The 11,929-nt window shown below is 74.3% G+C and carries 9 protein-coding genes; 8 read left to right on the top strand and 1 reads right to left on the bottom strand.

Annotated elements, in window-relative coordinates:
- Positions 1–271 precede the first annotated feature (271 nt).
- On the bottom strand, positions 272–4,309 hold the full coding sequence (gene eccCa, locus ACFVVU_RS28130) for a type VII secretion protein EccCa (protein ID WP_387793046.1): 4,038 nt from the start codon (positions 4,307–4,309) through the stop codon (positions 272–274).
- Positions 4,310–4,554: 245 nt separating this feature from the next.
- On the opposite strand from eccCa, the gene eccD reads away from it, so the two are divergent.
- From eccD to ACFVVU_RS28090, 8 genes are all read left to right on the top strand, one after another.
- Positions 4,555–5,928, top strand: coding sequence for a type VII secretion integral membrane protein EccD (eccD, locus tag ACFVVU_RS28125; protein ID WP_387793038.1), 1,374 nt, complete (start codon positions 4,555–4,557; stop codon positions 5,926–5,928).
- Between the two features lie 147 nt (positions 5,929–6,075).
- Positions 6,076–7,542 (top strand): type VII secretion protein EccB, encoded by a 1,467-nt coding sequence (eccB, locus tag ACFVVU_RS28120; protein ID WP_387793036.1) that lies wholly within the window; start codon positions 6,076–6,078, stop codon positions 7,540–7,542.
- A 130-nt stretch (positions 7,543–7,672) separates the two neighbouring features.
- Positions 7,673–8,032, top strand: a complete 360-nt coding sequence (locus ACFVVU_RS28115; RefSeq protein WP_380688920.1) for a hypothetical protein — start codon at positions 7,673–7,675, stop codon at positions 8,030–8,032.
- A 45-nt stretch (positions 8,033–8,077) separates the two neighbouring features.
- Positions 8,078–8,386, top strand: a complete 309-nt coding sequence (locus ACFVVU_RS28110; protein WP_387793035.1) for a hypothetical protein — start codon at positions 8,078–8,080, stop codon at positions 8,384–8,386.
- 5 nt (positions 8,387–8,391) lie between these two features.
- A complete protein-coding gene (locus ACFVVU_RS28105; RefSeq protein WP_380688916.1) occupies positions 8,392–8,799 on the top strand; it encodes a hypothetical protein in 408 nt (135 codons plus the stop codon).
- Positions 8,800–8,896: 97 nt separating this feature from the next.
- Positions 8,897–11,071, top strand: coding sequence for a hypothetical protein (locus ACFVVU_RS28100; RefSeq protein WP_387793033.1), 2,175 nt, complete (start codon positions 8,897–8,899; stop codon positions 11,069–11,071).
- An 82-nt stretch (positions 11,072–11,153) separates the two neighbouring features.
- On the top strand, positions 11,154–11,594 hold the full coding sequence (locus ACFVVU_RS28095) for a YbaB/EbfC family nucleoid-associated protein (RefSeq protein WP_387793032.1): 441 nt from the start codon (positions 11,154–11,156) through the stop codon (positions 11,592–11,594).
- Positions 11,587–11,901 (top strand): hypothetical protein, encoded by a 315-nt coding sequence (locus ACFVVU_RS28090; protein WP_380681948.1) that lies wholly within the window; start codon positions 11,587–11,589, stop codon positions 11,899–11,901. The genes ACFVVU_RS28095 and ACFVVU_RS28090 overlap by 8 nt, the downstream gene beginning before the upstream one ends.
- Positions 11,902–11,929 lie beyond the last annotated feature (28 nt).

Below are 11,929 nucleotides of genomic sequence, written 5' to 3'. Positions count from 1 at the left end.
GCGCGGACCGGCTCGGCGCGGACCGGCTCGGCGACGGGCGCGGGCACCGCCGTGGGCGCGGTCGCGGCGGGCAGGGCGCGCTGCGGCCCGCGCCGGAAGCCGAAGCGGCGGCGGGGCTCGGCCGGGGGCGCGGGCTCGTCGGAGCGCGCACCGGTGCGGGAGAGGCTCATCGTCCTGGACTACGGCCCCCGCCGTGTCCCCGGTTCACCGGCGCCCGGCCGGAAGCGCCCGCCGACGGCGCCCGTCGCTTCCGCCCGCCGCGGACACCCGCCTACGCCCGTGCCGCCCGCTCGGACCCGGATCCCGGCCCGGCCTCCGGCTCGGGCTCCGGCATCAGCCCCGTCTGCACCTGCACCGTCCGGCGCCGGGTGATGTGCAGCGCGCGGCCGGGCGGCAGCACCCGCGGCTTGACGCTGCCGAACAGCGTGCCCTCGCTCGGCGGGCAGGACAGCAGCGTGACCGGCGTGTTGACGTCCTGGAGCCGGCGCAGCAGCTGGTCGCTGTACGCCCGGCCGATCCCGTTGGCCGAGCGGGCGACGATCAGGTGCAGTCCGAGCTCGGTGCCCTGCGCCAGGTGTTCGAGCAGCGGGCCGAACGGACTGCCGCTCGACTGGCCGGGGACGAGGTCGTAGTCGTCGACGACGACGAACAGCTCCGGCCCCGTCCACCAGTCGCGCAGCCGCATCCGGGCCGGGCTGATCTCCTCGCCGGGCAGCCTGGCCTCCATGGCGCGGGCCGCGCCCGTGACGACCTGCCGGAGCACGTCCACCGAGACGGCGTAGCCGAGCCGGTACTCCTCCGGGACGCTCTCGTAGAGGCCGCGCCGGAAGTCCACGAGCATGATCCGGGCCTCCGCGGGGGTGTAGGCGGAGGTGATCCCGGCGACCAGCAGGCGCAGCAGGTTGGTCTTGCCGCTCTCGCTGTCGCCGACCACCAGCAGGTGCGGCGACTCCTCGAAGTCGTGCCAGAGGGGCGCGATCGCGGTGTCCTCCAGACCGATGGCGACCCGCAGCCGGCCCTCGGGCGCGGGCAGGGCGGCGGAGTCCAGCAGCAGCGGCAGCATCCGCACCTCGGGCGCGCGCGGGCCGCTCCAGTGCTCGTTGACGGCGTCGACGAGGTCCGCGACGCCGTCGGCGAGGTCCTCGGCGCCGCCCTGTCCGTCGATCCGGGGGACGGCGCCGAGGAAGTGCAGCCGCTCCTTGGTGAGGCCGCGGCCGGGGCTGTGCGGGACGGTCTCGGCGGCCCGCATGTTGATCATGGAGTCGATGGGGTCGCCGAGCCGCAGCTCGAAGCGGGTGCCGAACTGGTCGCGCACATTGCTGGAGAGCTCGCCCCAGCGGGCCGTGGCGACGACGAGGTGCACGCCGTAGTTGAGGCCGCGGGCGGCGATCGGGGTCAGCGCGGCCACCAGGTCCATGAACTCCTGGCGCAGGGTGCTCCAGCCGTCGATGACCAGGAACACGTCGCCGTGCCGGTCGTCGGCGAGCTCCGGGTCGTCCGCGGCCTTGCGGCGGCGGAAGGCCGTCATGGACTCCACGCCCAGCTGGGCGAAGCGCAGTTCGCGCCGCGCGATGATGCCGTTGACCTCGGCGATCGTCCGGCCGACCCGCTCCGGGTCGTGGCGCCCGGTGACGCCGCCGACGTGCGGCAGCCCACGCAGCGAGGAGAGCGTGCCGCCGCCGAAGTCCAGGCAGTAGAACTGGACCTCCTGCGGCGTGTGGGTGAGCGCCAGCGCGGTGATCAGGGTGCGCAGCAGGGTGCTCTTGCCGCTCTGCGGGCCGCCCGCGACGGCGACGTGGCCGCCGGCGGCCGACAGGTCGGCGGTCAGCAGCTCGCGCAGCTGCTGGAACGGGCGGTCCACCACGCCCACCGGGACGGTCAGCGTGCCGGCCGCCGGGCGCCCGTCGGGTGCCAGGCCGTGCCGGGCGGTGGGGGTGAGCGGCGGCAGCAGCTCGTCCAGGGTGGGCGGCACGTCCAGCGGCGGCAGCCAGACCCGGTGGGCGGGCGGGCCGGCGTCGAGCATCCGCGCGGCCGCCAGGTCCAGCAGGTTCGGGGCGTTCTCCTCGGCCGCCTCCCGGGCCTCCTCGGCGGCCAGCACCTCCGGGTCGGGATCGCGCGGCGCGATGTACGTGGTGCCGTAGGCCACGATCTGGCCGGCCACGGCGGCCTGCTGGACGGCGCCGCGCCGGCGCCGGTAGGGCCCGGAGACGTAGGCGGCCTTGAACCGGGTGAGGGTGGCGATGTCGCTGCGCAGGATGCCGTTGCCGGGCTGGGAGGGCAGTTGGTAGGCGTCGGGCACGCCCAGCACGCCCCGGCTCTCCATGGCGGAGAAGGTACGCAGGCCGACCCGGTAGGACAGGTGGGACTCCAGGGCGTGCATCCGGCCCTCGTCCAGCCGCTGGGAGGCGAGCAGCAGGTGCACGCCCAGCGAGCGGCCGAGCCGGCCGATCATGATGAACAGCTCCATGAAGTCCCGGTGCGCGGAGAGCAGTTCGCTGAACTCGTCGACCACCACGAAGAGCGTCGGCAGCGGGTCGAGCTGGACGCCGCCGGCCCGCGCGGTCTCGTAGTCCAGCAGCGAGCTGTAGTTGCCGGCCGAGCGGAGCAGCTCCTGGCGGCGGTTCAGCTCGCCGTGCAGGGCGTCGCGCATCCGGTCCACCAGGGCGGCCTCGTCGGCGAGGTTGGTGATCACCGCCGAGGTGTGCGGGAGCTGGTCCAGGCCGAGGAAGGTCGCCCCGCCCTTGAAGTCGACGAGGACGAAGTTGAGCGTCTCCGAGGAGTGGGTGAGCGCGAGCGCGAGCACCAGGGTGCGCAGCAGCTCGGACTTGCCGGAGCCGGTGGCGCCGATCAGCATGCCGTGCGGGCCCATGCCGCCCTGCGCCGACTCCTTGAGGTCGAGCTCCACCGGCTTGCCGTCCGCGCCGACACCGATCGGCACCCGCAGCCGCCGGCCGCGCGGGCGCTCGGCCCAGCTGCGGGCGACGTCGTGCTGGTGCAGGTCGTTGATGCCCAGCAGCGAGGTGAGGTCGAAGTCGGTGCTGAGCGGCTCGGAGACGTCCACCGCGTCGCCCAGCCGGTACGGGGCGAGCGTGGTGGCGTAGCGGCGGGCGGCCGGCCGGCCCAGCGCGTCCGGGCGGCCGAGTGGGGTGGTCTCGTCGCGCCGGTTGCGGTCGGCGGTGACCAGGTCCAGCCGGTCACCGGTGATCCGCAGCCGCAGCCGGAACGGCGCGTGCTGCCACTCCACCGCCCCGGAGACGTCCAGCAGCACGGCGTTGCGGTACCCGGCGAGCAGGGCGCGGCTGCCGCCGGGCAGCTTCACCCCGTCCAGGACGATCACGGTGAACGGCTCGTCCCGGCCGGGCTGGGTCTCCGGCTCGAACGGCGGCCGGTCGGTGAACTCCGGGCCCAGCAGCTGTTCCAGCCCCACCAGGGAGTCGGCGACCAGGCGCACCGGGCCGGCGCCGTCCGTCTCGGTGGGGTGCAGGGCGTGCGGCAGCCACTTCAGCCAGGCCCACTCCTCGCGCAGTTCGGGGGAGACGGCGGCCGCGACGCGCAGCTCGTCCGGGGCGTGGAAGAAGGCGAGCTGGGCGATCATGGCCCGGGCCAGCGCGCGGGCCGGTCCGGGGTCGGCCGCCTCGGCGCGCTCCACCGCGGGTGGGGCGGTCTCCGCTGGGTCGGCGTCCGGCGCGGGGTGCTCGCAGCGCAGCAGCACATGCGCGTAGCCGCGCACATGGACGGCGATCGGCTGGTCGGCGATCGAGCCGTAGGCGTGGATGAAGCGGCGCAGCGCGTGCGCGCAGAGCGGCTCCAGGTCCTCGACCGGCTGGGTGGCCAGCGGGGCCAGCTTGACCGCCAGCCGCTGGGAGCCGGTCGCGATCCGGACGTCGCCGAAGTCCGGGTGGGCCGCCCGTCGTTCCCACAGCCGCGAGGTCCGCACCAGCGAGCCGAGCGAGTCCGGCGCGGGGTGGCGCCAGGCGAGTGCCAGCCGCTGGTCCACGATGTGGCGCCGGACCTGGCGGCGCACCTGGGACAGGTAGCGCAGGTAGTCGCGGCGCTCGCCGCGCAGCTGGCGCTTGCGGTCGCTGGCGCTGCGGAACAGCTGGGTCACCAGCATGCCGACGGCGGACAGGCCCATCATGCCCATCGCCACATAGGTGAGCGGCCCGCCGCCGCCCTGCGGGTTGAGGAAGATCATCACCATCGAGAGCGAGCTCAGCGCCATCGGCGCCATGGCGATCATGTTGGACATGCCGCTCTGCGCCTCCGGAAGCACCGGCGGCTCCTGCAACTGCAGTTCGCCGTCCGGCATCGCCGGTCCGGGGCGCCGGGGCGGACGATCGACCAGGACCACGCTCAACGGGGGCTCTCCTCTCACGGCGCCGGCGCCGACGCCGGTGGCGGCGGGCCCGACGGCCCGGGCCGCACCGCACTCGGGCCTACGGCCCGCGGGGCTCCGGCGGTTCACCGAGCGCCTTCGCCGCGGCGGGTGAACCGTCCGCCCGGCGCGGTCCGTACCTGTGTGACGGGAGCACGGGCAGACGGGAGACGCGACAGGTGAGCACCAGCACGGCGGCGACAGGACTGGTACGGCTGAGGTTCCGCGCCCCCGGCACCGCCTTCGAACTCGTCCTGCCCGGCGACGTGGTCCTCGCCGACCTGCTGCCGGCCGTCCTCGGCTACGCCGGCCCCGACGTCGCGGAGAGCGGTACCGAGCACTCGGGCTGGGTCCTGCAGCGCCTCGGCGGTCCGCCGCTCGACGAGGAGCGGACCCTGGAGGAGATCGGGCTGGCCGACGGCGAGGAACTGTTCCTGCGCCCGGTCCGGGAGACGCTGCCCGAGGTGCACTTCGACGACCTGGTGGACGGCGTCCGCACCGGTACCACCGCCCGCGGCGACTCCTGGCGGCCCGCGATCACCCACCACCTCGCACTGGTCCTCGCCGTGCTCACGCTGGCCGGCGGCCTGCTGCTGCTCGCCCGGCCCGGCCCGGACGGCCCGCGCTGCGCCGCCGCCGCGGTCGTCGCGGTGCTGCTGCTGGCGGGCGGGGCCGCGGCGGCCCGGCTGCTCGGCGACTCCCCGGCCGGGACGGCGCTGGCCGCCGCCGGGGTCTGCCACGCCGCGGCGGCGGCGGCGCTGGTCCCCGGGGTCACCGGCCCGGCCCGGCTGCTCGCGGGCGGCTCGGCGGCGGTCGGCGCCACCGCGGTGGCCCTGGCCCTGGTCGGTTCGGGGCCGTTCTTCGCCGGGCTGCTGACGAGCGCCGTCTTCGCCCTCGCCGCCGGCGCGCTCGCCGCGTACGGGCTGCCGGCCACCGATGTCGCCGCGGGGGTCGCCGCCGCGGCCGTGCTGTTCGGCGCGTTCGTCCCCGCGCTGTCGTTCAAGCTGGCCGGGCTGCGGCTGCCGGCGCTGCCCCGCAACGCCGACGAGCTCCAGGAGGAGATCGAGCCGTTCCCGGCCGACGACGTCCTCGCCCGCAGCCTGGTCGCGGACAGCTACCTGGTCGGGTTCTTCGTCGCGGTCGGCTCGGCCTGCGCGCTCGCGCTCGCCGTGCTGGCGCCCGCCCGCGACGACGGCTGGGGCACCACGGCGATGGCCGCCGACCTGTCGGTGCTGGTGCTGCTGCACGCCCGCGACATCGGCGGGCTGCGCCAGCGGCTCGCGCTGCTGCTGCCCGGGGCGCTGGGGCTGGGCCTGCTGGCCGTGCGGATGGGCTGGGACGCCGCGCCGGGCGGACGGCTCGGGGTGTTCACCGCGCTGGCCGTCGTCGCGGGCGGGCTCTGCGCCGCCGCCTGGACGCTGCCCGGCCGGCGGCTGCTGCCCTACTGGGGCCGGGCCGGTGACCTGCTGCACTCGCTCGCCGCGCTCGCCCTGCTGCCGCTCGCGCTCCAGGTCTTCGGCTTCTACGGGGCGATGCGCGGTCTGGCGGGCTGACCCGCCCGGCCCGCGCCGGACCGACCCCGGCACCCGACCCCGGCACCCGACCGGGGCAGCCGACCCCAGGCACCCCCCAGGCACCCCCCCGGAATCCGACCCGAGGCATCCGACCCGAGGTGTCCCGCAGCGAGGAGGACCACCGCGATGCAGTCCCGACGCGACCAGGTGCAGGCCCACCTGTTCGTGATGAGCCGGGTCGCCGCCGGCGTCCTGCGCGCCGAGCCGGACGCCCCCGACACCCCCGTCGGCCGGACCAACCGCGGCGCCGCGATCGGCCTCGCCGTCGCCCTGCTGATCGGTGCCGGCGCCGGTGTCTACGGCCTGGTCAAACCCGGCGGCGCGAGCGGCTGGAAGCAGCCCGGCACCCTGGTGGTGGTCAAGGAGAGCGGAGCCCGCTACGTCTACGCCGGCGGCCTGCTCCACCCCGTGCTGAACGAGGCCAGCGCGCGGCTGCTGGCGGGCGACCAGCTGAAGGTCGACCAGGTCTCGGCCCGCTCGTTGGAGGGCACCGGGCGCGGCACCCCGGTCGGCATCGTCGGCGCCCCCGACGGCCTGCCCGCCGCGAACGCCGTGGGCGGCGCCGACTGGCTGCTCTGCGGCATGCGGACGGTGGCCGCCGGGACCGGGGCCCCGGCGGCCAAGCCCGCCCCGCAGCTCTCGGTCGCGATCGGCACCCGGCAGAGCGGCCGGCCGGCCGGCGAGCAGGGCGTCCTGGTCACCGGGCCGGACGGCGCAGTCCACCTGCTCTGGCACGGCCGCCGCTTCGCGGTGGACGCGGCGGGCGGCGCGGTGCGGGCGCTCGGCTACGGCTCCGTCACCCCGGTGCCGGTCACCGCCTCCTTCCTGGCGGCGTTCCCCGGCGGACCGGAGCTGCGCGCTCCCGACGTGCCGGGCCGGGGCAAGGACGGCCCGGCGCTCTCCGGCCGGCCGACCCGGACCGGCCAGCTGTTCACCGGCACCGGCGAGGAGCGCTACCTGCTGGCCGAACAGGGCCTGGTGGCCGTCACCCCGACCCAGTTCGCCCTGCTGCTCGGCGATCCGCGCACCCAGCAGGAGGCCTACGGCAACGGCCCGGCGACGCCCGCGCAGGTCGGCGCCGCCGACCTCGCCGCGCACACCGCGCCGGCCTCGGCCGCGGCGGCCTTCACCCCCGAGGGACTGCCCGCCCGGCCCCCGGCGCCGCTGGCGCCCCGGGGCGAACAGGCCCTGTGCGCGGCGCTGCGGCCGGCCGACGCGGGCGGCGAGCTGGACGTGTCCGTCCTGGACGCCGCGCCCGTGCTCGGCCTGCCGCCGGTGCTCCAGCCCGGGGTGCTGCCCAGCTGCACCCCGGCCGACCGGATCGCGGTGCGCCCCGGCGGGGGCGCGCTGGTCCGGGCGCTGTCCGGCGCGGGCTACGGCGGCACGCTGTACCTGGTCACCGACGCGGGTGTGAAGTACCCGCTCGCCTCGCCGGCGGTGGCCGAACGGCTCGGCTACCCGAAGGCCGCGCCGACGGCGGTGCCCGGGCGGGTGCTGTCCCTGCTGCCGACCGGCCCCAGCCTGGACCCGGCACCGCTGGCGGGCGGCGTCGTCCAGCCCGCGGTGACCGGCGAGGGCCACTGCACGCGCTGATCCGGGACGGCGCCGGGCGGGGTGAACCGCCGCACCGGGCCGTCCCGTTCACCCTGGCGGGCCGGCCCGACCGGCCCGCGGCGAATCCCGCCGGCCGGGAGCGGCCGGCGGCAGCGGAGGAGGTACGCACGTGGCGCAGCAGACGACGGTCAGCCAGCAGGTCCTGCAGGACATCAGGACCCAGGTCGAGCAGAAGTACGCGGCGATGAGGACGACCGCCTCCTACATCGAGGACATCAACACCGCCATCCGGGACAGCTTCGAGGGCGCGGCCAGCACCGCCTTCCAGAACAACATCAACGCCTGGCTGGAGCAGTACGCGAAGGTCAGCCGGGACTACGACGCCTTCCACGGGAAGTTCGGCGACACCAGCCAGATCTTCTCCGCGACCGGCGACCACACCCTGACGGTCGCGACCAACAGCCTCGGCGGCGAGCCCGGGCCCGCGTCCTACGTCGAGGGCGTCCTGAACCCCGGCTCGGCCCGCTGACCCCCGTACCCACCCACCGACCGTTCGATCAGAAGGGGACCCACCATGGCCGAAGGCCACATGTCACTCCACTACGCCGGTGTCGACACCGCGATCAGCGATCTGGAGGCGCATGCCAAGACCATGCACGATCAGATGGAGGACCTCAGGTCCTACCTCGCCAGCAAGATCAACGTCGAGCTGGTGGGTGACTTCTCGGTCGCCGCGGGCACTCTCGCCACGACGCTCCACGACGCCGACGTGGCGATGGGCGGCAAGATCGTCAACGCCCACAACGCGCTCACCGAGATCCGCGGCGCCATCAAGGACGCGGACATGCGGGCGAGCACCCACTTCGACCACGTCCAGGGCTGACCGGCGTGGCGGACGAGGAGAACGGGGACAAGGACGGCGGGACCGTCAAGATCACCGACGGCTTCCTGGCGACCTTCTCCAACACGACCGTCAAGGCGTTCCTCGACGCCGTCAAGACGTCCGTGCCGGTGCGGGAGCTCAGGGCCTACGCCGACGGCACCACGCCGTTCCTGACGGGCAACAACTCCGGCAACTTCACCGCGCCGGGCACGCTGGCCACCACGCTCAAGGCCTATGACGACTCGGTCGCCAAGATGCTCGGAACGGTCGTCGGCCAGTTCGAGACGCTGATCATCGATCTCCAGCTCGCCGACCGCTACCTGAACAACGCGCTGGACGACGCGCTGGACTACGCGCAGTTCATGAAGCTGGCCGGGCGGACGCTGAACTCCGGTACCACCGGCGCCAAGTAATCCGGCGGGGGATCCCCCGCCACCACCGCGGAGCCGGCCCGGGCCAGGGCCGGCCCCGCGCCACGTCCGGTCGGGCTCGGCCGCGAGAGGGGACGCCATGGGGCACATCTGGGAGGACGCGCTGACCTTCCTCCAGTCGACGGCCGACACGAAGCCGGCCACCCGCGAGTCGGTGCGCGACGACGAGAAGCCGTGGGTCAACACCGACGTCCGCAAGCAGGTGGTGCACTACGGCTGGCAGGGCGTCCAGGGCGACGGCACCGACGTGGCGCTCGACAGCTGGGTGGCCTGGTACTTCACCTACACGGTGGGCGTCAGCACGGACGTGAAGCACGCCAGCTACGTCGTCGGCACCAATGTGAACTACCCGAACCTCGACGGCGCGGGTGCCAAGTTCGCGGCGTGGACGGCCAGCAGGGCGCCGCTGGAACGCTTCGTCGACGGCACGATCAAGGGCAACGACCGGCTCGACCCGGCCGGCTTCACCAAGGCGGCCGACAACCTCCGGGACTTCACCTACTTCCTCGACGGCTGGATCGCCAAGATCGGGACGGACTGGGTGAAGGGCATCGGGGAGGCGGACGGCGACTGGCAGGGCAGCGCGGCGAACGCCCTGCGGGCCCTGCTCCTGGCGTTCCGCAACGAGATCGACGCCGACAACCGGATCATCCGGATGGCCGATGTCGGCTCCTACCTGACGCCGTGCAAGGCGCTCGTCGAGGACCAGATCGCGGCGCTGTGGAAGGGCTTCCAGGCCTGGTGGGCATCGACGCAGGCCTGGCCGACGAACACGGTGACCGCGGCGCTGATGGAGGGGCTCAAGGGCGCGACGCTGAAGATCGAGAAGGCGTCCGACCGGACCCCGACGTGGCACAGCCGGGAGGACCCGGCCAACGGCGCGGCCGACGCCTACGGCAGGCTCGACCTGCTCAGCTCGCTGAAGGTGACCGTGACCGGAGCGCCGTTCGGCGACCCCACGACGGTCGACTTCTGGAAGCAGGTCGACAAGCGGGCCCGGGAGATCTGGGTCGCCAATGTCGTGAAGATCCTCGACAAGGCGGCCGACGACGCGCTGACCGCGATCACCACGGCCTACGGGGCCGCCACGAACGCCGCCCAGCCGCTGAAGCCCTTCCCGCTGATCATGCCCGACCCCAAGGACCCCACGAAGGACGATCCGACCAAGGACCCGACCAAGGACCCGGGCAAGGACGACCCGACGAAGGACGTCCCCGACATCAAGGACATCACCGGCGGCCCGGACACCAAGGGCGGCGGTGGTCCGGACATCAAGGACATCACCGGTGGTCCCGACATCAAGGACATCAAGGGCGTCGGTGGCGGCGGCGGGGGTGGCACCGGGGGCAACAGCGGCGGCAATACGCCGAACCTCAACCTCGGTGACATCGGGGGCAACAGCGGTGGCAACACACCGAACCTCAACCTGGGCAACACGCCGAACCCCAACCTCGGCACCGGCGGCCCGGGCAGCGGCAGCTCCGGCACCGGCCCCGACCTGATCGGCAACCCCTTCCCGAACCTCAACACCGGCCCGCTGCCCGACAGCCTCCTCCCGGGCGGCAGCGGCTCGAACCGGCCCGTGGTGGTGCCCCCCAGCTCCGTGATCACCAAGGACGGGCGGATCGTCGACGAGAACGGCAACCCCGTCCTGGACTCCAACGGCAACCCGATGGTGGCCGGCCCGGGTTACACCATCGGCCCGGACGGCATCCTGCGCGACGGCGGGGGCAACACCGTCTCGCAGTACCGGCAGCTGCTCGCCGACCGCTACTCCGCGGCGGGCGACGACGGCGGCGGTGGTGACAACCTGCTGACGCCCAACGAGTTCGGTGCCGGCGGCTTCTCCTACAACACCCTGGGTCTCGGGGCCGGGGGCTCGGGCGGGGGAGGATCGCTCGGCCTCGGCGGCGGTCCGATGATCACCGGGATGGGCGGCGGCCTCAGCAACCGGGCGCTGGCCGCGGGCGGCGACCCGTCCGCGACCAAGGCCGCGGTCGACCAGGCCAACGCCGAGCGCGTCGCCGCGGAGCGTGCCGCCCGGGCCGCGGCCCAGGAGCAGGCCGCCCTGACCGGCCGGGGGACCACCACCACCTCCGGCGGGATGCCGATGATGCCGGGCGGCGGCATGGGCGGCGCCGGCGCGGGCGGCGCCGGCAACGACAAGGACCGCCGCCGCACCACCTGGCTGGCGGAGGACGAAGAGGTCTGGGGCACCGACTCCGGTGCCGTGCACGGCGTCATCGGACGCTGACCCCCGGCCGGGTGCCCTCCGGTCCGCCCGATCCGGCGGACCGGAGGGCAGCCGGGCCACGAGCAGAGATGAGGAGCAGCGCATGAGCAACCCGTTCGCGGACCAGATCGCCCAGGCGATGGCGGACATGCAGACCGAGCTTGCCAGGGCGGAGGCCATGCAGCAGGAGATGAACGAGCTCACCGGCTCGGTCACCTCCAAGGACCGGATGGTCACCGTCAAGGTCGGCTCGCAGGGCCAGGTCGTCTCGATGACCTTCCACACCAACGACTACCGCGACATGGCCCCCGCCGAGCTCGCCAAGGTCCTCACCGACGTGCTCAACGAGGCCCGGGCCGACGTCGGCAGGCAGGTCGCCGAGCGCATCTCGCGCTTCGACGGGATCGGCGAGACCCTGCGGCTCTCGATGACCGGCGGCACCGAACTGGACGAGATCCTCGAACCGCTCTGGGCGATGGGCCCGGGCCACGACGCCGAGGAGCGGAAGAAGAGGACCGACCGGCAGGAGGAGTTCCGTGGTTGAGCCGAACACCACTGCGAAGACGGCGATGCTCAGGAAGAGCTTCGCCGAGTTCTTCGAGCTCAAGGACTTCGTCGCCCAGCTCACCACCGAGGCCGAGCACATCAACGAGATCAACCTGAGCGTCGGCGGCAACGACGACATCGGCAAGCAGTACCACACCCAGGTCGACGACGGCACCAAGAACCTCTACGAGCTGCTGCTGAAGATCGGCTCCACCGTGGGTTCGGTCGGCGAGAACGGGGAGCTCCTCGCCGTCACCCTCGACCGGGCCGGCGACCACGCGAACGACCTCGCCAACGGCTTCTGATCCACCCGTAGCCGACGGCCCGACCCTA

The sequence above is a fragment of the Kitasatospora sp. NPDC057965 genome (assembly GCF_042887135.1).
Classification (GTDB): Bacteria; Actinomycetota; Actinomycetes; order Streptomycetales; family Streptomycetaceae; genus Kitasatospora.
Note: the sequence above shows the minus strand (reverse complement) of the source record. Positions and strands in the feature narration are given on the sequence as shown.